The organism is Cobetia sp. BL01 (assembly GCF_056493605.1).
In genome coordinates this window covers 271,340-294,027 of record NZ_JBVBEE010000001.1, presented here as the reverse complement: position 1 = coordinate 294,027, position 22,688 = coordinate 271,340, and the positions used below count along the sequence as shown (strand labels likewise).

General features: G+C 63.4%; 20 protein-coding genes. 15 read left to right on the top strand and 5 right to left on the bottom strand.

The features are described from left to right. The first annotated feature begins 73 nt into the window (after positions 1–73). On the top strand, positions 74–703 hold the full coding sequence (gene upp, locus ACZYGA_RS01195) for a uracil phosphoribosyltransferase (RefSeq protein WP_077374565.1): 630 nt from the start codon (positions 74–76) through the stop codon (positions 701–703). Between the two features lie 122 nt (positions 704–825). Next, positions 826–2,106, top strand: a complete 1,281-nt coding sequence (locus ACZYGA_RS01190) for a uracil-xanthine permease family protein (protein WP_141392396.1) — start codon at positions 826–828, stop codon at positions 2,104–2,106. Between the two features lie 145 nt (positions 2,107–2,251). On the opposite strand, the gene ACZYGA_RS01185 is transcribed toward ACZYGA_RS01190, so the two are convergent. The 3 genes from ACZYGA_RS01185 to ACZYGA_RS01175 are packed head-to-tail and all read right to left on the bottom strand — an operon-like array spanning position 2,252 to position 6,769. Then, positions 2,252–2,938, bottom strand: coding sequence for a helix-turn-helix domain-containing protein (locus tag ACZYGA_RS01185; protein ID WP_404625184.1), 687 nt, complete (start codon positions 2,936–2,938; stop codon positions 2,252–2,254). A gap of 40 nt (positions 2,939–2,978) precedes the next feature. Then, the gene (locus ACZYGA_RS01180) at positions 2,979–5,240 is read right to left on the bottom strand and encodes a cache domain-containing protein (protein ID WP_404625186.1); all 2,262 of its coding nucleotides are present in this window, start codon (positions 5,238–5,240) and stop codon (positions 2,979–2,981) included. Beyond that, positions 5,237–6,769, bottom strand: a complete 1,533-nt coding sequence (locus ACZYGA_RS01175) for a sigma-54-dependent transcriptional regulator (protein WP_404625187.1) — start codon at positions 6,767–6,769, stop codon at positions 5,237–5,239. Before ACZYGA_RS01175 ends, ACZYGA_RS01180 begins: the two co-directional genes overlap by 4 nt. 529 nt (positions 6,770–7,298) lie before the next feature. On the opposite strand from ACZYGA_RS01175, the gene ACZYGA_RS01170 reads away from it, so the two are divergent. The 10 genes from ACZYGA_RS01170 to ACZYGA_RS01125 all read left to right on the top strand — a co-directional run bounded on the left by ACZYGA_RS01170 (position 7,299) and on the right by ACZYGA_RS01125 (position 16,168). Next, positions 7,299–8,228, top strand: coding sequence for an ABC transporter substrate-binding protein (locus ACZYGA_RS01170; RefSeq protein WP_084208151.1), 930 nt, complete (start codon positions 7,299–7,301; stop codon positions 8,226–8,228). Positions 8,229–8,254: 26 nt separating this feature from the next. Beyond that, positions 8,255–8,929, top strand: coding sequence for an ABC transporter permease (locus tag ACZYGA_RS01165; RefSeq protein WP_205632739.1), 675 nt, complete (start codon positions 8,255–8,257; stop codon positions 8,927–8,929). A 56-nt stretch (positions 8,930–8,985) separates the two neighbouring features. Next, entirely contained in the window at positions 8,986–9,774 is a 789-nt protein-coding gene (locus ACZYGA_RS01160; protein WP_404625189.1) for an ABC transporter ATP-binding protein, read from the top strand. A 95-nt stretch (positions 9,775–9,869) separates the two neighbouring features. Then, on the top strand, positions 9,870–10,619 hold the full coding sequence (mobA, locus tag ACZYGA_RS01155; protein ID WP_404625191.1) for a molybdenum cofactor guanylyltransferase MobA: 750 nt from the start codon (positions 9,870–9,872) through the stop codon (positions 10,617–10,619). A 459-nt stretch (positions 10,620–11,078) separates the two neighbouring features. After that, positions 11,079–11,702, top strand: coding sequence for a molybdopterin-guanine dinucleotide biosynthesis protein B (gene mobB / locus ACZYGA_RS01150; RefSeq protein WP_479398352.1), 624 nt, complete (start codon positions 11,079–11,081; stop codon positions 11,700–11,702). Between the two features lie 35 nt (positions 11,703–11,737). Beyond that, positions 11,738–13,108, top strand: a complete 1,371-nt coding sequence (gene moeA / locus ACZYGA_RS01145) for a molybdopterin molybdotransferase MoeA (RefSeq protein WP_404625193.1) — start codon at positions 11,738–11,740, stop codon at positions 13,106–13,108. A gap of 167 nt (positions 13,109–13,275) precedes the next feature. Next, positions 13,276–14,091, top strand: a complete 816-nt coding sequence (moaC, locus tag ACZYGA_RS01140; RefSeq protein WP_404625195.1) for a cyclic pyranopterin monophosphate synthase MoaC — start codon at positions 13,276–13,278, stop codon at positions 14,089–14,091. 1 nt (position 14,092) lies between these two features. Then, the gene (locus ACZYGA_RS01135) at positions 14,093–14,656 is read left to right on the top strand and encodes a molybdenum cofactor biosynthesis protein MoaE (RefSeq protein ID WP_077374541.1); all 564 of its coding nucleotides are present in this window, start codon (positions 14,093–14,095) and stop codon (positions 14,654–14,656) included. Then, on the top strand, positions 14,656–15,642 hold the full coding sequence (gene moaA / locus ACZYGA_RS01130) for a GTP 3',8-cyclase MoaA (protein WP_169477207.1): 987 nt from the start codon (positions 14,656–14,658) through the stop codon (positions 15,640–15,642). The genes ACZYGA_RS01135 and moaA overlap by 1 nt, the downstream gene beginning before the upstream one ends. A gap of 238 nt (positions 15,643–15,880) precedes the next feature. Beyond that, a complete protein-coding gene (locus ACZYGA_RS01125; protein ID WP_077374537.1) occupies positions 15,881–16,168 on the top strand; it encodes an H-NS family histone-like protein in 288 nt (95 codons plus the stop codon). 214 nt (positions 16,169–16,382) lie between these two features. Here ACZYGA_RS01125 and ACZYGA_RS01120 read toward each other — a convergent pair whose 3' ends face one another. Beyond that, complete coding sequence (locus ACZYGA_RS01120; RefSeq protein ID WP_084209644.1) at positions 16,383–17,963, bottom strand: ribonuclease J; 1,581 nt, start codon at positions 17,961–17,963, stop codon at positions 16,383–16,385. A 363-nt stretch (positions 17,964–18,326) separates the two neighbouring features. On the opposite strand from ACZYGA_RS01120, the gene purU reads away from it, so the two are divergent. Continuing rightward, a complete protein-coding gene (purU, locus tag ACZYGA_RS01115) occupies positions 18,327–19,181 on the top strand; it encodes a formyltetrahydrofolate deformylase (protein ID WP_077374535.1) in 855 nt (284 codons plus the stop codon). A 117-nt stretch (positions 19,182–19,298) separates the two neighbouring features. On the opposite strand, the gene ACZYGA_RS01110 is transcribed toward purU, so the two are convergent. Beyond that, positions 19,299–20,267 carry a LysR family transcriptional regulator gene (locus tag ACZYGA_RS01110; RefSeq protein ID WP_176493383.1) on the bottom strand — a complete coding sequence of 323 codons (969 nt, stop codon included), beginning with the start codon at positions 20,265–20,267 and terminating at the stop codon, positions 19,299–19,301. 181 nt (positions 20,268–20,448) lie between these two features. Here ACZYGA_RS01110 and trpB point away from each other — a divergent pair, with 181 nt between their 5' ends. Together trpB and trpA are read left to right on the top strand one after the other, a co-directional pair. Next, entirely contained in the window at positions 20,449–21,684 is a 1,236-nt protein-coding gene (gene trpB / locus ACZYGA_RS01105) for a tryptophan synthase subunit beta (RefSeq protein WP_077374435.1), read from the top strand. A 125-nt stretch (positions 21,685–21,809) separates the two neighbouring features. Next, on the top strand, positions 21,810–22,649 hold the full coding sequence (gene trpA, locus ACZYGA_RS01100; RefSeq protein ID WP_404625199.1) for a tryptophan synthase subunit alpha: 840 nt from the start codon (positions 21,810–21,812) through the stop codon (positions 22,647–22,649). The last annotated feature ends 39 nt before the right edge of the window (positions 22,650–22,688 follow it).

Here is a 22,688-nt window from a genome sequence, read left to right as displayed (position 1 = left end):
TGCCATCGTCCCTCGCTGGCGGGGTAGTGCTGCGCAATCATGAGCACCATCTTCTGTCCCAAGAGGTATTTCCATGAGCGTCCATGCCATCAATCATCCACTGGTCCAGCACAAGCTCGGCCTGATGCGTGCAGCAGGCATCAGCACCAAGAGCTTCCGTGAGCTGGCCAGTGAGGTCGCCAAGCTGTTGACCTATGAGGCAACCCAGGACCTTGAGCTGGAAACTACCACCATTGACGCCTGGAGCGGCAACGAGCTGGACGTCCAGAGCATCAAGGGCAAGAAAGTGACCATCGTGCCGATCCTGCGTGCCGGTCTCGGCATGCTGGAAGGGGTGACGGACCTGATTCCCAGCGCGCGCATCAGCGTGGTGGGACTGTACCGTGATGAGGAAACCCTCGAGCCGGTACCGTACTTCGAGAAGTTCGTCTCGGATCTCGATGAGCGTCTGGCGATCGTCATCGACCCGATGCTGGCGACAGGCGGTTCCATGATCGCCACGCTGGACATGCTGAAGGCCAAGGGCTGCCAGCAGATCAAGGTGATCGTGCTGGTCGCGGCACCGGAAGGCATCGCCAAGGTGCAGGAGTCCTATCCTGACATCGAGATCTTCACGGCTTCCGTCGATGATCGTCTTGATGAGAATGGCTACATCGTCCCGGGTCTTGGTGACGCCGGTGACAAGATCTTCGGCACGCGCTAAGCGCCTCGCCTGAGCTCTCGACGCCCTTCGCCTTGCGTGGGGCGTTTTTGTATCTGCCTTACCTGTCTGAGCAGTCAGGTTGAGGCCTTCCTTCGTCAGTTCATTGAATAGAATCTTCCGCCATGTCGTCTTCTCAAGCCCCGGACTCCGCTTCCTCTGCCTCTCATGATGCTCTCCAGACTCCTGAGAAGGAGCCTTTCACGCTGGCGACGCTGATCACGGGAGCACAGATGCTCTTCGTGGCCTTCGGTGCGCTGGTGCTGGTGCCGTTGCTGACTGGCCTTGATCCCAACGTCGCGCTGTTCACGGCAGGGGTCGGGACGCTGGTCTTCCAGAGCGTCACCAAGGCGAGCGTGCCGGTTTTCCTCGCCTCGTCATTCGCCTTCATCGCTCCCATCCAGAGTTCGGTCGCCAACTTCGGCATTCCCGCCACCATGGGGGGATTGTTCGTTGCCGGACTGGTCTATGTGCTGCTGGCGCAGTGCATTCGTCTCAAGGGCGTCGGTATCGTGCATCGCCTGTTGCCTGCCGTGGTGGTGGGGCCTGTCATCATGGTGATCGGACTGGCGCTGGCACCGACCGCCGTCCAGATGGCCACGGGGGAATTCAGTGACACCATTTCTCATGGACAGGCACTGACCCTCTCGCTGGTGAGTCTTGCCGTCACCCTGATACTGTCGATCTTCGGTCGCGGACTGTGGCGCCTCATCCCGATTCTCGGCGGGATCATCACCGGCTATCTGCTGGGACTGGCCATGGGGGTGATCGACCTGTCGCCTGTGGCGGAGGCGGCGTGGCTGGCCTTGCCAAGCTTCACCGCTCCTACCTTCGAGTTCTCCGCCATCCTGTTCATGATTCCGGTCGCCATCGCGCCGGCCGTGGAGCATATCGGTGACATGGTGGCCATCGGCTCCGTGACGCGTCAGAACTATCTGAAGAAGCCGGGACTGCATCGGACACTGCTGGGAGATGGCCTGGCCACCAGCGCGGCCTCATTGTTCGGTGGACCGCCCAACACGACATACTCGGAAGTGACGGGCGCTGTCATGCTGACGCGCAATTTCAATCCGCGTGTCATGACCGTCGCGGCCTGCGTGGCCATCTCGCTTGCCTTCATCGGCAAGGTGGGGGCGGTACTGCAGACGATTCCCACCCCTGTCATGGGTGGCATCATGTGCCTGCTGTTCGGGTCGATCGCCGTGGTGGGAATGAACACCCTGGTGCGTGCCGGTGATTCGCTTACCGCGCCGCGCAATCTGGTGATCGCGTCCTTGATTCTGGTCTTCGGGATTGGCGGCATGCAGGTTGGTGGTGGCCAGTTCACGCTGCAGGGCGTCAGCCTGGCGGCCATTCTGGGGATCGTGCTCAATCTGGTGCTGCCCCCGGCGAAAGAGGGGGAGTAAACCCTCTCGGCCTGTCGAGTGAGCGGATGCCCAGGTGAATCGCGGTTCTGATGAATGCCCCTCTTTCGTGTCGCGGTACTGACAGGAAAGAGGGGCATTCTTGATTGATGCGTGGCTCGCTGGGAAGAAAGGGGGCTCCTTCGGTTTATCCCGCGCTGGCGATGCATGACCAGTGACTGGCTGTCAGGCTTTCCTCGTCCAGTGGTTCAGACCCATCAGCATCTTGCGCCTGGGCATGGTGGAGTCGGTAGCGCTCTCCGGCCTGCAGCCGCACGGCATCTCCGGATCTGAGGTGGATATCGAGCGCTTCTGCCGGCAGCTCGATGCGCAGTCGCCCGCGGGTGACGAGCAAGAGGCTGTCATGGCTTGCCTGCAGGCTGACGCTGTCCTGGTCTTCAAGTCTCCCCAGCGTGACCTGCGGTTTCTGACGACGCTGTTCTGAGGCATCAGGCCAGTCGGGAATCTTGCGTAGTCGCGTGTCAGCGGGGCTTTCCTCGCATGGTGCATGCTCCTCACGGCGCAGCACTCGCGCAGGCGCCTCGGGGATCTCGTCGCTGAAGAAGTGACTGAGCGAGACAGGGAAGACATCGAGTATCTTGTTGAGCGAGCTGACAGAGGGGCTGACGGCATCCTGTTCGACCTGGGAAATGGTCGAGTTGGTCACGTTGGCGCGCTTGGCGAGTTCGCGTTGAGACAGGCCGTGGCGGGTGCGCAGGATGCGCAGGCGCTGGCCAAGCGTCGGCGACGTGTTCGCGTGACGGGCTTGTGGCTCATCGGTGGATGCCGTCGAGGTCTGGCGGGCTGGAGAGGGAGTCGAATTGGCCGATGGCATATGGCAAAGGCTCCGGTCGGTGGATGGCAGGGCAGGGGGATCAACTGGCACGGCTGCTGCCACCGGCGCTCAGGGTCTCGAGCAGGTGTCGGCCCTGGTTGTCTTCGTGGTGACGCCGCGCGATACAAGGCAGCCACAGGCAGAAGGTCGCGCCGCCCCCGGGCGTCTCTTCCAGCCACAGTCGTCCGCCCAGTTGCGTGATCAACCCGGACGAGACCGACAGACCGATACCGGAGCCGTTGGCGCGCGTGGTGAAGAAAGGGATGAAGATGCGCTCCCTGAGGTGTTCCGGGACGCCATTGCCGTGATCGATGATCCGGATCTCGATGCCGGCCACGACCTCACCGCCGGGGTCTCCTGTCATCACCGGCGAATGATCCTCCTCCACACCGGCGAGCGTCGCGTCGCGATCGGCGCTGGTGATGCATAGCGTGTCCGGTCCGGGTGCCATCTCGATGGCATTGATGAGCAGGTTGACCAGCACCTGTGTCAGCTGGGCGCGGTCGGCCTCGATCTGACGTGTCGCCGAGAGCTCATGCGTCAATCTGTGTCCGTGATGATCCAGCGCATGGCGTACCAGTACTTCGACGCTATGGATGGCCTCATCTGGATGAATCTGGCTGAGGTTCGGGGGGCTCAGCGTGGTGGGGAGCGTCTCGCCCGGCAGGTCAGGCAGCTCTGCCTGTGCGCCGTGGTGGCTCGCCTGATGTGGGTCACGTGCATATTGGCGCAGGTTGTCGACCAGCGCGCGAATTCGTTCCACCTGATGGATGATGGTCGCGATTTCCTCGCGTACGGGGTCTGCCTGGTCGCCGAGAATGACCTCGATCAACTCGACATGCCCGAGGATGACGGCGGCGGGATTGTTGATCTCATGCCCGATGCCTGCCGTGAGTTCCCCGAGTGCTGCCAGCTTCTCGCGGGTCAACAGCTTCGCGCGTGCTTCGCGCAACAGGCGGACATGCTCCTCCAGTGCCTGGCTGCGCTCGCGCAGCGTGTTCGTCTGTGCGCTCAAGTCACGCGTGCGGTCCTCGACCTGGGCTTCCAGGGTATTGGCGGCCGCCTGAATCTCGCTGCGGTGCGCCTCCAGCCGCGCCAGCATGGTATCGAATTCCTGCGCCAGCTCATCCAGCTCATCACCACGACGCTGTTCTGGCCCAAGCGAGGCAAGCGGCCCGATGCGCAGCCCATCACTGGAGGGTGCATCGCGAACGGCATGCACCACATGGCGTATCTGGCGAATGGGGCGCATCAGGCGCTCGACCCCGCCCCAGACCAGTAGAACTCCCAACAGGCTGACCGCCAGCAGTACCAGGCTGATGTGGACCAATGTCTCCCGGTAGAGTCGCACGTAGGGTGCCTGGGGGTAGCCCGCGTAGATCATGCCGATCCGCTGGCCGTCCAGAGAATCCAGAGGCGCATAGGCGGCAACGAACCAGTCGCGTACCACGAAGGCGCGATTGACGTAGCGCTGCCCCTCACCGATGACCTGACGGGTCACTTCGAGCGAGGCCTGCGTGCCGAGTGCGCGTTCACCGGTGCTGTCAGTCACGTTGGTGGCAATTCGGACATCGTCCAGAAACAGGGTGATGGTGCCTGTGCCATCCAGCGGCAGCGTCCCCGGGCCGTAGAGGAGATCGCGGATCTCATCCACCAGGTTCGGGTCACGATTGAGCAGCCGCCCGGCATCAAGCACGCCCACGAGCGTCCCGCGTGAATCCATGATCGGCACCAGCGCACGCAACAGCATGCCGCGCGTTTCCTCACGCCGCGCGCTGGGTTGTGCATGAGGTGTCCGGCGCAGGGCCAGGCGGGCCCGCTCTGCCAGCAAGGGGTCGAGAGATGCCAGTGAATCGGCGCTGAGCATGTCGAGGCCATCCAGATTCTCGCCCTGGCGCAGACGCGGAACCAGGGCGGCGACACCGGGCGTCTGTCCGAGCTGCTCCGCTGGCAGCCAGCGGAGCCAATCGGCGTTGAGGGTCTCACGCAACGCCTTCAGACGAGGCGCCAGTGTCTCGGTCGATGGTGAGGACGAGCCTGGCAGCGTGGTGGACTGGCGAAGGTTGCGGCGCAGGGTTTCCAGGCCGTCACGAAGCCGCTGGTGCTGACGTTGCAGCGTGCGGCTTGCCACATCGAGATCGCTGCGCACGTTCATGTACAGCTGGCGGTCGGTGTAGGCGGTGGTCCAATAGGCGGTCAGGCCGACCAGCGCCAGCAGCAACAGCAGCAGCGGGGCCAGCGTCAGCACCAGCAAGCGGCGGCGCAGCGAGCCGGCAAGGTAATGGCGCAGGCGCTGGATCATGCAGGGTCATCAGCCGAGCGGTGAGACGAGTCGCGGTCAGGCATGGCGCTCTCGGCCTCGGCGCGCCAGTGGGTCAGCTTGCGATCCAGCGTCTTGCGCGAGATGCCCAGCTGACGCGCGGCAGCGGACTTGTTGTTGGCGTGATGCTCCAGTACTGCACGCAGATGCGCTTGCTCAACACGATCCAGCGACCACTCCAGCGGATAGCCGTGTGAAGCCTCGCTGTCGGCCTCCCCCCCCGCCTGGGGAGCGGCAGCGTCGCCTGGTGCATCCGAGGCGCCGGGCATCGCGGCATGGCCAGACGTGAGAGAGGTGCCGGAGGCCGGGAGGGCATCGCCGGGCAGGCGTCCCAGCAGCAGCGCGCGCTCGATGACATTCTTCAATTCACGCACGTTGCCGGGCCAGGCATAGCGACACAGGCGCGCAAGGTCGGTGTGATCCCAGGGGACCTCGGGCAGTCCCAGTTCGCGCGACAGCTGTCGAGAGAAATGCAGGGCCAGGGCAGGAATGTCCGCGGGGCGATCCCGCAGTGCCGGCAGCTGCAAGCTGAGCACGTTCAAGCGGTAGTAGAGGTCTTCCCGGAAGCGACCCGCCGCGACCTCCGTCTCGAGCGTGCGATGGGTGGCGGCCACGATGCGCACATCGACGGCCTGCTCCTGCTCACCGCCCACTGGGCGCACGCGTCGGGTTTCCAGTACCCGCAACAGCCTGGACTGCATGGTCAGCGGCATCTCGCCGATTTCATCCAGGAACAGGGTGCCGCCATCGGCGAAGCTGAACAGCCCATCACGTCCGCGGTGGGCGCCGGTGAAGGCCCCCTTGAGGTGACCGAAAAGCTCGCTCTCCAGAAGTTCCGGACTGATGGCGCCACAGTTGACCGGTACGAAGGCACCGCGCCGTCCGGAGAGGCGGTGCAGGTCACGTGCCGCCAGCTCCTTGCCGGTGCCGGATTCCCCGAGTATCAGCACGGGAGAGGGGGCCGGCGCGACGCGCGCGATGATCTGCGCGAGTTCCTGCATGCCGGGGGTCTCGCCCTGCAGGCTGGCCTCCTCACCCTGGTGGCGTGCATTGTCACGACGCAGCAGGAAGTTCTCGCGTGCCAGCTGGCGGCGTTCGAGGCAGCGGTCTATCGCGGCGTGCAGCTGTTCGAGGCGGAACGGCTTGATGATGAAATCACTGGCACCTGCGCGCAGGGCACGTACGGCGGTATCGAGATCGGCATAGGCCGTCATGAAGATGACGTCGCTGACCGATGACGGTGACAGGGCTTCCTCCCACTCAAGGCCATCACGTCCCGGCAGGCGGATGTCGAGCAGGATGAGATCAAAATGCAGGCGCGAGCGCAGCGATTCGGCCTGCTCGACGCTTTCGACGGCTTCGATCATCGCGAAGCGGGATGCCAGCGCCTTTTCCAGGTAACGCCGCATGCCCGGCTCGTCATCGACGATCAGGACCGATGCGGTCGGCAAAGCCTGGTCGTGCGTGGCGCGACGCGCCTCCCGTGCGGGAGAGGTGGCGTGGACGGTCATGGCGTTCCTCTATCATGCGTGGCGTGCATCGGGGCGATGGTCATACGGGTATGGCGTGTCAGGGTGGCGTTCGTTCGCTCATTGTCGCGCGGCGCACGGTACTTTATCTAGCCATTCTCTCGGCATTCGCTTTCGCCCGGCGCGGCCACAGTCACCACGGTGTCGGGTGAAGCGAGGTCCAGAGGCTCGCGCATGGCGCCATCGCGGCAGCGAGAGACAGGGCCGCGAGCGGGTGGCCAGCGCGAAGGAACAGTGTATCGTGTCGTCCCGCGCAGGCTCACGGGTGGGTCAAGATGACCCGCTTGTGGCAGGACGGCGATATCCTGTCAGTATTCTCGCCGGCGCTCACCCGGACATCCAGGCATTGCCAGCGGGCCATGTGCAGGACAAGTCACCAGGTGAATGGCGAGAGCGTGGCCTTGCGGGCACGCTGCTTGCAATGTCTTGCCGCGGGGAGATGGCCAGCCATCGCTGGAGGATCATCTCCCTCGTGAATTACCCCGATAATGACACGCCAGGGAGCTACCTCATGCCGCATCGCCACATCCTCTCCGCCCGCCATCTGCTGGGTGCCATCGCCGGTCTGTCTCTCGGCGCGCTGAGCCTGCAGCCCGCTCAGGCCGCGGATGACATCATCCGCCTCGCGACCACCACCAGTACCTACAATTCCGGCCTGCTGGACAATCTGTTGCCGGCATACGAACAGGCCAACGATGTCACTATCCAGGTGATCGCCGTGGGGACCGGCAAGGCATTGCGCATGGGGCAGGATGGCGATGTGGATCTGGTGATGACGCATGCGCCGGGCGCGGAGCGCAAGTTCGTCGATGCCGGGTATGGCATCGAGCCACATGGCGTGATGTACAACGACTTCGTGCTGCTGGGGCCCAAGGCGGATCCGGCCAATGTCGAGGGCATGTCCGACGTGGACGCGGCCCTGGCCAGAATTGCCGAGAGCAATGCCGGCTTCGTGTCACGCGGTGATGACTCCGGGACTCACAAGAAGGAGCTGTCGCTGTGGGCGAGCGCCGATGTCGTCCCCGACTTCTCGGCATACAAGGCCGTGGGGCAGGGGATGGGCAAGGTGCTGAGCATGGCCAGCGAGCTGCAGGATTACACCCTGAGTGACCGCGGCACCTGGCTTGCCATGCAGGACAAGCTCGACCTTTCCGTGCTGGTGGAGGGAGATGCGCGCCTGTTCAATCCCTACCAGGTGATTCTGGTCAACCCGGCCAATCATGAAGGTCTGAACACCGAAGGCGCCCGTGCGCTGGCTCAGTGGCTGATTTCCCGTGAGGGTCAGCAGGCGATCGATGACTTCCGTCTCAAGGGGCAGGCGCTGTTCCATGCCAGCCACGGTGAAACCGGTTTCGATGCCCAGAAGACAGCGGATGGCAGTGGTGCAGGTCAGGCAGCCGGCGGTGAGACTGCCACCCAGCAGGCGGCGCCGCGTTCGTGACGCTCTGGCATACCACGCAGGAGGCCATGGGCCTCCTGCTGAGCATGGACGCCGCACTCTGGGAAATCATCGGCGTCTCTTTCCGGGTCTCGCTGATGGCCATGCTGGTGGCTGTGCCGCCGGCTCTGTTGATCGCCTTCGTGCTGGTGCGTTGCGCCTTCCCGGGGCGCTGGCTGTTGATATCGCTGGTGAATACCCTGATGGCCGTGCCTACCGTGGTGGTGGGGCTGCTGCTGTTCATTCTGCTGTCACGGGCAGGCCCTCTGGGGGATTGGCATCTGCTGTTCACCCAGCCAGCGATGATTCTGGGCCAGATTCTGCTGGCGCTGCCGATATTGGTGGTGATGCTGCATGCAGCACTGGCTGGCGTGGACAGGCGTGCCTGGGAAACCGCATTGCAACTGGGGGCATCCCGGCCTGCGGCGTTGTGGCGGCTGGTGATGGAGGCACGCTTCGGGGTGATGGCCGCGTTGGTGGCGGCGTTTGGTAGAATCATCGCGGAAGTGGGTTGCGCCATGATGGTGGGTGGTAACATTGCCGGCTTTACCCGCAACATCACGACCGCGATCGCCCTGGAGACCCTCAAGGGAGAATACGCTCAGGGGGTCGCCCTGGGCATGGTGCTGCTGGTATTGGCCCTGGTGCTCAATCTGCTGCTGGGGCTGCTGCGTGGCCGTGGTCAGCTGGCCGTACAGGTCTGAGTGGCGTGCCGTGGATCACCGCATCGCGCAAGTCTGAATTGTCGTCTGGAGTTTCGATGTCCCCCCTCAACTCTTCGCCCTCATCCTCCTCGCCGGGCGAATCTCCCCATGAGGCCGTGCTGACCTCGTCGTCAGAACCCGTGGCAGAGTCTGTGCCAGAGCCCCGAGCTGTCGCCGAGGAAAGCCTGCTGTGGGTGCGTGACCTGCAGTATCGTCTGCCTGACGCTCCCACGAGCCCTGGCCGCTTGCTGTGGCAGGTACCCTCTCTGGAGTGGACGCCAGACCAGAGGCGCGGCTGGGTACATCTGAGCGGAGACAATGGCAGTGGCAAGACCACCTTGCTCAGAGTGCTGGCCGGCATGCAGCCTGCCAGCGGTGGAGAGCTTCGCTGGCAGAAGGGGGCCGCCGGCCAGATACGCTATCTGCACCAGCAACCCTATCTCTTTGATACCAGCGTGGCCGGCAACCTGGTGCTGGCGGCGCGCTGGCAGCCGCAACGGCGCTCTGCCGGCGAGCAGCGCGATCAGGTCGAGGCCATGCTGGAGTGGAGCGGTCTGAGCGAGCACGCCCGTCAGCCGGCACGCTCGCTGTCCGGTGGCGAGCGTGCACGTCTGGCACTGGCGCGCGCCTGGCTGTCGCGTCCTCCCGTCCTGCTGCTGGATGAGCCAGCGGCCAATCTCGACCAGGCCGCCGTGGAGCAGCTGGCCATCCGTCTCGAGCAGATGTCCCAGGCGGGTTGCGCGGTGATTCTGTCCTCGCATCAGGACAACGCGCTGAGTCATGGCTGTACGGCACGCTGGACGTTGGCGGAAGCTAGCCTGCACACTGAGCGCATGCCTGGTTGAGCCCGACACGGGTAAGGTATCGTCGGTTCCCGTGTCTTGCGTGATCAGAGGAATTTTCTCGCGCGTCCGCCGCGCCTGCATCGAGACCCTCTCGCATGTCCAGACCCCACTCTGATGCCAACTCCGGCCCCTCTCGCGATGGCCAAGCCAATCCTGGCGTGACACCTCTGCCGGCCAGTGGTGAACAGCTGGCGGCCTCGCTGACGCCGGCCAACATCACCGGTGTGATCCTGGCCGGCGGCCAGGCTCGGCGCATGGGCGGTGTCGACAAGGGGCTGGTCATGCTCAATGAGGTGCCCTTGATCGCGCATGTGCTGGCACGCCTCACGCCCCAGGTCGGTGAGCTGCTGATCAATGCCAATCGCTCGCATCAGGAATATGCCGTCTATGGTCATCCGCTGGTGGAAGACCGTGAGGCGGGCTATCACGGCCCTCTGATGGGCATGGCCAGTGCGCTGGCCGCCGCGCATACCGAGTGGGTGATGGTGGTGGCCTGCGACGTGCCGCATCTGCCCAATGACCTCGTGGATACCCTGAGCGTGGCGCTGATAGATCACGCCAACGGTGACAGGCTGGCCGGCTACCGTGTGCAGGGAGATGACACCTCGGCTGAGCCGGCGCTGCTGGCGGTGGCCGCCGATGCCGAGCGCTATCACCCTGTCATCTGCCTCCTGCACCGTGGCCTTTTGCCATCACTGGAAGCCGCTCTGGCGGCAGGTGAGCGCAAGATCGACCGCTGGTTCGCGCAACATGTCTGGCTGACGGTGCAGGCGGGCAAGGCCGAAGACTTCGCCAATCTCAATACGCTGGATGAGTGCAGAGCGATGGAATCCGGCCCCCACTGAGACTGCCCGCATCGATTGCCATTGCGGCGCGGCCGCTGCCGAGCCTGAGCCGCAGGACATTCAAGGCGTGTCATCCGACCCCCACTCCGCTGGCCAGGCGAGTCATAATGATCCACGGTCAGTGCTCACCTGCCGTACATGTTGGAATTCAGCGGCGTATTGTCCTGCCGCGGCAGGCATGCCTGGCCTTGGACTTGCAGATTTACAGGCAAGCCTGTTGCGGCAGGCCACCCTTTTTTCATCATGTCGCCAGCGCTCCTCATGAGCGGCGCTGAGAGAAAAGGGCCCGACATGTGGGTCGATGCCATCAGAATCATCGAATCGTATCGGCCATCACGTCGTGAGCACGCCGGAAACCTCAAGAGAATCGTCATGCCCGAGTTGCCCACTGATGCCATGGGGCGCGAAGCGTCCACTGTCTCTCATTCTTGCTCTTCCGCTGATACCGGCGGCGGGGCGATGTCACCCGGTTGGGCGGCGAGACTTGCCGCCTCGGCCTGTCCGCTGTTGGGCATCGCTGCCTGGAGCGGCACGGGCAAGACCACCTTGCTGGAACAGTTGCTGCCGGCCTTGCGTGAGCGTGGTCTGCGAGTCGCCGTCATCAAGCACGCTCATCATGCCTTTGATGTGGATACGCCGGGCAAGGACAGTCATCGCCTGCGCTCGGCGGGGGCAACTCCCATGCTGGTTGCCTCTGCCCGGCGCTTTGCGCTGATGATGGAGACGCCTGATCAAGAGGAGGCGGATCTGGAGCAGCTTGTCGGGCAGCTCGATGGGCTGGCGGTGGATCTGATTCTCGTCGAGGGATTCAAGCAGTGGCCATTGCCCAAGCTTGAGCTGCATCGCGCGGCCGTCGGCAAGCCGCTGCGGGCCTTGCATGACCCCTGGATACGGGCACTTGCCGTGCCGGGTCCAATGGATGAGCCAGATGATGAGCTAGATGGCGAATTCCCGGTGGCGCTTCCCGCGGATCTGACGCGGCTGGACCTCGATGATATCGATGCCTTGGCGGCCTGGGTGGCGGCCTGGCCGGTGCAATGGCGATTGAATGGCGGCCAGCCCCGTCAGGAGGTGGCCTCTTGAGTCTGTCGTGCTTTGACCCAAGATTCGGTGAGCGGATGCTGAGTGTCGACGAGGCGCTTGCGGTGCTGGGAGGCAGTCTGGCGAAGCTCGCGGCGACACGGCCCACCCAGCGCGTGCCACTCGCCCAGGCCGTCGGACATGTTCTGGCTGAGCCGGTGATATCGCCATTGGACGTGCCTGCCCAGACAAATGCCGCGATGGACGGTATCGCGCTGGCCCACGCGTCGCTGGGTGCCGGCGCGCTGGATGAGGGGGATCGATGCCAGCTCCGAGTCATCGGCAGCTCGCTGGCAGGGCACCCCTGGATGGGGCGCGCCCTGGCTCCGGGGGAGGCATTGCGCATCACGACCGGTGCGGCCTTGCCGGCGGGGGCTGACAGTGTGGTCATGCAGGAGCAGCTCGACTATTTCACGCCCGACGCCTCGCCTGATTCAATGCTTGATGCCGATAGCCAGGCGGGTGGCGCCGAGACTGCCGAGCAGGTCGTGATTGACGGCGCCAGCAGCGTTCGCGCAGGGCAGAATGTGCGTCAGGCAGGCGAGGATATCGCCCGTGGCAGTGACGTGATCTCGGCGGGGCAATGGCTGTCGCCGGCGGCCATCGGGGTACTTGCATCGCTGGGACTGGCCGAACTCACCGTTCATCGTCCGCTGCGTGTAGCGATCTTCTCGACCGGTGATGAAGTGACGGCTCCGGGAGAGCCCTTGCCGGCCGGCGGCATCTATGATGCCAACCGTTTCAGCCTCACGGCTGCCTTGCATGCCGAGGGAGTCGAGGTGCTGGATCTCGGCATTCTGCGTGACCAGCGCGAGGCGTTGAGCATAGCCCTGCGAGATGCCGCGGCGCGGGCGGATCTGGTGATCACTTCCGGCGGCGTGTCGGTCGGCGAGGCAGATCATGTGCGCAGCGCGCTGGAGGCCTGTGGCCAGCTGGCGCTGTGGCGGATTGCCATGCGTCCCGGGCGCCCTCTGGCCTTTGGCGTACTGGCGGCAGAGGAAGGCCGGCAGGTGCCATTCTTCGGTCTGCCCGGCAATCCGGTCGCCACCATGGTGACCTATCTGCAGTTCGTGCTGCCGGCGTTGCGCATGCTGGGGGGGCTGGGTCCGCTGAGCCCGGCACCGGCAGACCATCCGGGGACCCTGGCATGCTGGCAGTCACCGCGTCTGCAGATGGTGGCAGGCGAGACGCTGCGCTCACGCCCTGAACGAGTCGATTATCATCGCGGCCGGGTGACGCTCGATGACCAGGGGCGTCAGGTCGTGACTACCACTGGCCGCCAGGGATCGGGGATTCTGACTTCGATGCTGGCCGCGCAGTGTCTGATCGAGATCCCGGCAGGCTGCGCCTCCCTCCAGGCCGGCGACCCGGTCATGGTGCAATGGCTGGGGACGCGTGGCCTGTCATGATGGCCTGCCAGGCCGAGCGATCGAACGCGGAGTTCGGCGCGTCGTCCGACATCCTCGGGCCGCCGACAGACCACGAACCAGGATCTACCGGGCTGTCGTGACGACCGCCCATGCTTACAGAGGTAACCGCCACCCCCGGCGGACCTGATACGGATACGAGACAGCTAATGAGCCTTACCCATCTCAACGCCCGCGGCGAAGCCCATATGGTCGATGTCGCGGACAAGCAGGAAACCCGGCGCGAGGCCCGTGCCAGTGCGCGGGTCAGCATGCTGCCTGCCACGCTGGCCCTGTTGGCGGAGGGCGGCCTGCCCAAGGGAGATGTGCTGGCCACGGCGCGTATCGCCGGCATCCAGGCAGCCAAGCGCACCCATGAGCTGATCCCGCTCTGCCATGCCTTGATGCTCTCCAAGGTCACGGTCGATTTTACGCTGGATGAAGTGAACAGCTGTGTCGAGATACAGGTGTTCTGTCGCCTCAACGGGCGCACAGGTGTCGAGATGGAAGCGCTGACGGCTGCCTCCGTGGCAGCACTGACCCTGTATGACATGTGCAAGGCGGTGGACAAGGGCATCGTGATCGGCGACATCCAGCTGGAAACCAAGACGGGTGGCAAGAGTGGTGACTGGCAGCGTGAGGCCATGCAGGAGGAGGCGCCGGCACCGACGGGAGTGCCGGCCGCCCTGGCAGTCGCATCCGAGGATGTGTCGCCTGTCACGGCGGTGAACGACAATCTGCGCATCCTGTTTCTGGCCGAGCTGCGTGAGCGTCTCGACCTTGAGTCACTCTCGCTCAACCCTGCCACCCTGGCCGATGCCACGGTCGGTGGGCTCAAGCGCACCCTGGCACTGCGTGATCCGCAGCTGGAAGCGCTCAATGACTCGCGCGTGCTGTGCGCCGTGAACCAGGACATGGTGCGTGATGATCATCCTCTGAAGGCCGGTGATGAAGTCGCTTTCTTCCCGCCCGTCACGGGAGGCTGAGATGACGACACCCCTTGCGACTGCCGATCGGGCCTTTTCGGTCAGCATTCAGTCAGCGGATTTCGATATTCGCGCCGAGCAGGCGGCCCTGACCCATGCTCGGGGGGATATCGGTGCGGTGGTGACCTTTACCGGGCTGGTGCGTGATTTCAATGAACGCCCCGATGTCCAGGCACTGACACTGGAGCATTATCCCGGCATGACGGAGCGCAGCTTGCAGGCGTTGCTGGTGGAAGCGCAGGAACGTTTCGCGCTGACAGGGGCGCGTATCATCCATCGCATCGGTCGCCTGGCGCCCATGGACAATATCGTGCTGGTGCTGGTGGCGAGCGCGCATCGTCAGGCCGCCTTTGCCGGTTGTGACTTTCTGATGGACAACCTCAAGTCGCGTGCGCCTTTCTGGAAAAAGGAGCATACCGCCTCTGGCGATTACTGGGTGCAGGAGCGCTCCAGTGACCGCGATGCTCTGGAGCGCTGGCACTCTTCGGCAGAAGGCGCTCGGACACACTCTGCCAAGCAGGATTCCCTGACTCCTGTGACACCTCAGACCCTGGGAGATGGTTGATGGAAACCCTGGTCGATGATTTCGGGCGTCGCATTCGCTATGTGCGTCTCTCCGTGACGGATCGCTGTGACTTTCGCTGTGTCTATTGCATGAGCGAGGAGATGACATTTCTACCGCGAGACGAGGTATTGAGTCTCGAGGAAATCGCCCTGCTGGCACGTGCCTTCGTGGAGCTTGGGGTCGAAAAGATTCGCCTGACCGGTGGTGAGCCATTGGTCAGACGCGATATCGGTACTCTGGTGGAAGATATCGGCGCGCTTGACGGGCTGAAGGATTTCTCCATGACCACCAATGGGGCGGGCCTGGTCAAGCATGCCGCTCGTCTCAAGGCCGCCGGCATGCAGCGCCTCAACATCAGTCTTGATTCTCTGGACCCTGAGCGCTTCAAGGCCCTGACGCGTACGGGGGATCTCGACAAGGTGATCGCCGGTATCCGGGCCGCGCGGGCAGAAGGCTTTCGCATCAAGCTCAATGCTGTCGTGCTCAAGGGGCGCAATGATCATGAGGTCGTTTCTCTGGTCGACTTCGCGCGCCAGGAAGGGCTGGATATCAGCTTCATCGAGGAAATGCCGCTTGGGCAGGTGTCCGATCACGGACGTGAGGAGACGTTCTGTTCCAGCGATGAAGTGCAGGCGCGGATAGAGGAGCATCACGCGCTCATACCGACGCTGGAAGACAGTCTGGGACCGGCCCGGTATTTCCGCATGGCAGACAGTGAAACGCGCGTAGGCTTCATCTCGCCGCACAGTCACAACTTCTGCTCGACCTGCAATCGTGTTCGAGTGACGGTAGAAGGGCGTCTGCTGCTATGTCTGGGCAATGAGCACTCGCTGGATCTGCGTGCCATCATGCGCCGCGACCCCGGCAATATCGAACCTCTCAAGGCGGCCATCATCGAGGCGATGCATCTCAAGCCGGAGCGTCACCACTTCACGACCGATGGTGATGTCCAGATCGTCCGCTTCATGAACATGACCGGTGGCTGACGAAATCGCCATCTGAATCTCTTGGCTGGCTTGGGATATCCACTCGACAACACGATGAACCTTCACAAGAACCCTGCCTTCGAGCAGGGTTCTTGTTGGGCGGTGCTGTGGCAACACTGCCTTGCTTTTGACAAGGCTTGTCAGCTTTCAATTAAGGCTTATACTTTGCTGCAACATCCAATCAACTATCGTGTCCCTCATTGGATTCCAGTTTCGCCCGCATGGTGGAGGTAGCAAGATGACCGCAGAATCCCTGGAAAAGATCGCTCGCAACAAGAATGTCGCACGTGCAGCGGCACGCCAGTTGTCCATGGAACAACTGCACAAGCTTTCTGAAGTTATCAATGAAGTCATTGAGCAGAAAGCCGAGGAAGATGAACAGCGTCGCGAAGAAGAAATCGCCAAGGAGCGCAAGCTTGCCGAGATTCGTGATGCGATGATCGAAGCGGGTCTTTCCGTCGATGATCTGGTCAGTGACCAGCCGAAGCGTCGCGGTCGTCCGCCGAAGAACAAGTCAGCACAGTAAGCGTTGCCCGGCACGGGGCCCCAGTGGATGAGGTGGATCACACTGGCGGTCATGACGGTAGAGTGGGACGTCTCTGCTGATGGATGTTCCAGCGTGCATTCAGGCATGAAAAAGCCCGATCGGTATTTTTCCGATCGGGCTTTTTCATGCTTCAAGGCAGGTGAAAGGCCGGGGGAATCGCAGTAGCCTGACAGGCTTGCCTGTCATGGCGTCTTCAGCTGTCACCCATGGTCATCACATGCAGAAAGAGCACCGGCTCGTGACGCAGATGATTGCGTAGCCAGCGATTGATTCTGCTGTTCAATTGCTGTTTCACGGTGTCGATGTCGGTGGTCTCGAGTCCGGCCAGGGTGTCATCGAGCCACTCGGCGAAGCTGTCTTCATCCAGTCTGGCCGTACCACTGACGTCCAGCATCAGGCGGCCGATACGCACCCAACCGGCTTCCTGCAGCGTCAGGGGCAAGGCGAGCGATACGCTGCCATGGCGTCCGAGACGCGCTCGTGCACGACGGTCCATCGAGTCAAGTGGCCGCACCTTGTCGTGCTCGATGATCCGCTCCTGCAACGTCAGACGCTTTTCCACGGACAGCCCCTGAGCATCGAGACGAATCACGTCACCATTGACGGGAATCAGCGGTGCCTCGATGCCCAGGGACTGTGCTACCTGGGTGTGCGCCAGCTGGTGACGGTATTCGCCGTGCACCGGCAGCAACCGCGTGGGTTTCAGCCAGCCGTAGAAGGTGCGCAGCTCCTCTTGGGCGGGATGGCCTGAGGCATGCAGATCCGGGAACTGCTTCTCTTCCATGATGCCGACGCCCAGGCGGGTCAGGGCATTGTGCAGCTTGCCGATCGCCAGTTCATTGCCGGGAATGGCCTTGGAGGAGAAGATGACCGTGTCGCCCGCCGCCAGCTCGAAATCAGGGTGGCGCGAGTTGGCCAGGCGTGAGAGTGCCGCGCGTGGCTCGCCCTGGCTGCCGGTCGCGATCACCATCACCTCTTCCGGCGGCAGATAGCCCAGGTCCTTTACCGGCACCAGCGGCGGGAAATCTTCCAGATAGCCCAGTCCGCGTGCCACCCGCACCATGCGTTCCATCGAGCGGCCCAGCAGCGTGACCCGACGGCCATTGCGAGCCGCCGCACGACCCAGTGCCAGGATGCGCGCCAGATTGCTCGCGAAGCAGGTCACCACGACCCGCCCACGGCAGCCGGCCAGCGTCTTCTCCAGTGCACGCGCCACCTCGCCCTCACTGCGTGAGTGGCCGGGCAGAGGGGCATTGGTGGAGTCGCCGACCACGAGATCGACCGGTGCCAACGCCTGATAGCGCTCCGGGTCAGTGGGCTCACCGATCAGCGGCTCCGGGTCCAGCTTCCAGTCACCGGTGTGCATCACGCGATATTCCGGCGTGACGATCAGCAGCGAGCAGCTCTCGGGTATCGAGTGGGTCAACGGCAGCAGGCGCAATGCGAAGGGCCCGGACTCGAAGCCTTCATCGACCTCGATGATCTGCAGGCTGGACGTCTCGAGTTCGCGTTCCGCGAACTTGGCCCGCAGCAGGCCCGCGGCCAGTGGTGTGGCGATGATAGGACAGCGCCATTTCGGCCACAGCCAGGCAACGGCACCGATATGGTCTTCGTGACCATGGGTAATCACCAGCATCTCCGGGCAGATGCCCAGGCTTGCCAGCGATTCGGTGTCGGGTACCTGCAAGGGGCCTTCAGGAAGATCCTGGCGAATCATCATGCCGCAATCCACGGCGATCCAGTGATCCTGGTAACCATACAGCGTCAGATTCATGCCGATCTCGCCACAGCCGCCCAGCGGCAGAAGATGCAGCGGTGGACGTTGTCTCTGACGGACTTGAACGCGGGGTTTCAACATGGATGTCATGCCATCAGTAAAATGTCACTCAACTATACGGGAATCCCGCAAAGCGCCACAAATGACGGCACTTCTCGCCGGCCACCCCGAGGGGCGAAACCGAGGTCGAATTGACAATTCATTCACTCTCGTTGAAGGGCGCTGCTTCGTCGCGTGTGATCGGCTACAATGGCGCACCTTTTGCCGGGAGCCATGGCGTCGATGGCCGGACTCCCGAGCGTGTCGGTAGTCGTTACCGGCTGAATATCATTCCCCGCTTTCACAATGGTTGAACATACGATGTCACACGCCTATCGCCTGGTGGTGTCCTGCCCTGATCAGGTGGGAATTGTTGCCCGAGTCTCTACCTTCATCGCCGAGCAAGGCGGTTGGATCACCGAAGCCAATCAGCATTCCGATCTGGGTGCGGGTCGATTCTTCATGCGCTATGAGATCAATCCCGAGTCCATCGGCCTCAGCGCCGCTGAACTCAGCAAGCGCTTCGCGCCGATCGGGGAAGAGTTCGGAATGGAGTGGCGGGTGCATGACACGGCCGCTCGCAAGCGGGTCGTGCTGATGGTGTCCAAGGATTCCCATTGCCTGGTGGACCTGTTGCACCGCTGGCAGTCGGGGGATCTGGAATGCGATATCCCCTGTGTCATCTCCAATCACGAAGACATGCGCTCACTGGTCGAATGGCATGGCATTCCGTTCCACCATGTGCCGGTGGACAAGAATGACAAGGCGCCGGCATTTGCCGAGGTCGAACGACTGGTGGAAGAGGCCGAGGCCGACAGCATCGTGTTGGCGCGTTACATGCAGATCATCCCGCCGAGCCTCTGCGAGCGCTATGCCGGCCGCCTGATCAACATCCACCACAGCTTCCTGCCGTCCTTCATCGGTGCCAAGCCTTACCATCAGGCCTTCGGCCGCGGCGTGAAGCTGATCGGCGCTACCTGTCACTACGTGACCGAGGAGCTGGATGCCGGCCCGATCATCGAGCAGGACATCCATCGAGTCACCCATTGCCACACCGCGGAAGACCTGGTGCGCATCGGGCGTGACGTGGAGCAGAAGGTACTGTCGCGTGGCCTGCGCTGGCACCTGGAAGACCGCGTGCTGATCCACGGCAACAAGACCATCGTCTTTGCCTGATCCGTGCTCTGGGCTGACTGCCTGAGCCAAGCGGCTGAACCGAGACCGGCACCTGAAAGGGTGCCGGTCTTCTTGTTTCCTGCACCTGCCCGCAGGACGGCGTGGCGCAGGCGCCTGTCATGGGTTGCGAGAGGTGACAGGCGGAGTATTCAGCTCCCGTGCCAGCCAGTCGGCGAGGGCTTTTGCATGAGGGTGTCGTGCCCGTGTGCGACCGCTCTCGGGCAGCGTCAGCGTCAGGCAGGCGCGTGTCTCGACGAAGCCCCACGGCGCGATCAGGCGTCTGCTGCGCAGGTCCTCCTCGACCAGATAATCCGGCGTGATGCCCACGCCCAACCCCACCAGCGTCGCTTCCAGCAGATAGTTGAGGTGCTCGAAGCCTTGCGCGTAGTGCAGTTGATCGCTGGACAGGCCCTGGCGTGAGCACCAGTCCGGCCAGGCCTGCGGGCGCGAGCGGGTGTGCAGCAGCGGCAAGGTCAGCAGAGTCTGTGGTGCGGGTGTCGCGGTGGTCTCGCCCAGCCAGTCAGTGTCCGGACGCAGCACTGGGCCGATGCGCTCCGTGCCGAGAATTCGCGTTTCCTGATGCTCAGCCTGGGTGAAGGGGGGAGTCTGAAAGCGCAGCACGCCATCCACGCCAGAGCGCAGGCTTTCGTTGTCATCACTGGCAGTCAGATGCAGTTCAAGCTCCGGAAGGGCTGCCTTGAGGGCACCCAGCCGCGGAATGAACCAGCGGGCGAGGAAGGAGCCCGGGCAGCTGAGCACGAAGGGCGCGCGGGCATCACTGCGGGAAAGGTCCGCACAGACCCGTGCCAGGCCGCTCAAGTGATGGCGTGTGGCGGCCGCCAGCTCATGACCCGCCGGCGTCAGCTTCAGCCCGCGGCCAGCACGGTCGAACAGCTGTGTCCCCAGCGTTTCCTCAAGCTGGCGAATCTGACGACTGACGGCGCCGTGGGTCACGTGCAGCGCCTCGGCGGCACGCGACGCGCTCTCGAAGCGAGCCGCCACATCGAAGGCGCGCAAGGCATTCAGCGAGGGCAATGCCTCCAGAGAGGCGGGAGAGGATGAATCGGGCGGAGTCAGGCGGGCCATCGGATGTCTCCTGCTGAGTGTCCTGTGAGATAAACTCACACATCTTGGCGAATATATCGTTTTTCATCCCGCGTGCCGAGCGCTAGGATGGTCAGCATACTGTCGGGTGCACCACGCAGGCCAAGAACGCAGACGCCGCACCAGCGTGCCCCGCCACTGACATGACTTCGAGGAGATTTGCATGAGCCAGTCGACTGCTACCCTGCGTCAAGGCCCGGATGCCAAGGGCTTCTTTGGTGACTTCGGCGGCCGATTCGTCGCCGAGACGCTGATGCCGCTGATTCTGCACCTGCAGCGCGAGTATGAAGCCGCCAAGCAGGATCCGGCCTTCGCCGAGGAACTGGCCGGTCTCTCCGCGGATTATGTCGGGCGTCAGAGCCCGCTGTATTACGCCGAGCGTCTGACCGAGCATCTCGGAGGTGCCAAGGTCTATCTCAAGCGGGAAGATCTGATGCACACCGGCGCTCACAAGATCAACAATGCACTGGGCCAGGTGCTGCTGGCACGCCGCATGGGCAAGCAGCGCATCATCGCCGAGACCGGTGCCGGCATGCACGGCGTGGCGACGGCCACCGTGGCGGCGCGTTTCGGTCTGGACTGCGTGATCTACATGGGCTCCACCGACATTCACCGTCAGCAGCCCAACGTTCAGCGCATGCAGTTGCTGGGCGCCAAGGTGATCCCGGTCACCGCCGGTGATGGCACGTTGAAGGATGCCATGAACGAGGCGCTGCGTGACTGGGTCACCAACGTCGACGATACCTTCTACATCATCGGTACTGTCGCGGGCCCACATCCGTATCCGCAGCTGGTGCGTGACTTCCAGTCTATCATCGGTCAGGAAACCCGCGTCCAGCTGCAGGAGAAGGAAGGCCGTCTGCCGGACTCGCTGGTCGCCTGCATCGGCGGGGGGTCCAACGCCATGGGGTTGTTCCATCCGTTCCTGGACGAGCAAAGCGTCGAGATCATCGGGGTCGAGGCTGCCGGTGAAGGTCTGGACACGCCGCGCCACGCCGCCAGTCTCAAGGGTGGTCTGCCGGGCGTGCTGCACGGTAACCGCACCTTCCTGCTGCAGGATGACGAGGGGCAGATCGGTGATGCGCACTCCATCTCCGCAGGGCTCGACTATCCGGGTATCGGCCCGGAACACGCCTGGTTGCACGACATCAAGCGTGCCGAGTATGTCGCCGCGACCGACCAGGAAGCACTGGACGCCTTCAAGATGCTGTGTCGCCTGGAAGGCATCATTCCGGCGCTGGAGTCTTCCCACGCGCTGGCGGAAGTCATCAAGCGTGCACCGGGCCTGCCGAAGGACCATCTGATGGTGGTCAATCTGAGCGGCCGCGGTGACAAGGACATGGCCACCGTTACCCATCATCTGGCGGACGAGCTGGGCCTGAATCCTGACGGCGAGTAACGCCGCGCCTGTCGCGCAATGCCCGGCGATGGAGGGGTCAGACGCTGACCGGGTCCATCCGCCCCATGTCTTCTTCGCCTGCAGGTGAATCGCTGCCTGCAGGTCAGCAAATTCGGAGTCTATTGATGAGCACTTCCGCTACTGACACCACTTCCAGCAGCCGTCTTGACCGCCGTTTCGCTGCCGTACGCAGCGAGAATCGCGCAGCGCTGGTGACCTACATCACCGCGGGTGACCCCGGCTATGATGCCAGCCTCGCGACCTTCCTCTGCATGGCCGAGGCCGGTGCCGATGTCATCGAGCTGGGCATGCCGTTCACCGACCCGATGGCCGATGGTCTGGCGATCCAGCATGCCACCCAGCGTGCCCTGAAGGCCGGCCAGACGATGGACCGTACCCTGGCGATGGTCACGGAATTCCGCAAGCAGGATCAGGACACGCCCATCGTGCTGATGGGTTACTACAACCCGATCTATCGTCGCGGTGTGGCCACCTTCCTCGAGCAGGCAAGCCAGGCCGGTGTCGATGGCCTGATCGTGGTCGACCTGCCGCCGGAGCACGACGATGAGCTGTGTGAGCCGGCCAATGCCGCCGGTATCAGCTTCATCCGCCTCGCGACACCGACGACTGACAGCGCGCGCCTGCCGGGCGTGTTGGCCAATACCTCAGGCTTCCTCTACTACGTCTCCAGCAATGGCGTGACCGGTGGCGCGGCACCGACTGCCGAGAAGGTCGAGGCCGAAGTGGGCCGTATCCGTGAGCACACCGAGATTCCCGTCGCGGTCGGTTTCGGTATCCGTACCGCAGAGCAGGCGGCGCGTATCGGTCGTTTCGCCGACGGAGTCGTGGTCGGCTCGGCCCTGATCGATCTGCAGGCCAACGCCGAGACACCGGAGCAGGGCACCCAAGCGGTACATGCCTTGACCCGTGAACTGGCGGATGCGCTGAAGACGGCGCGCCACTGAGGGTTCGCTCAGGGGTAGCCAGCTCGCCTCTTCCCCTCG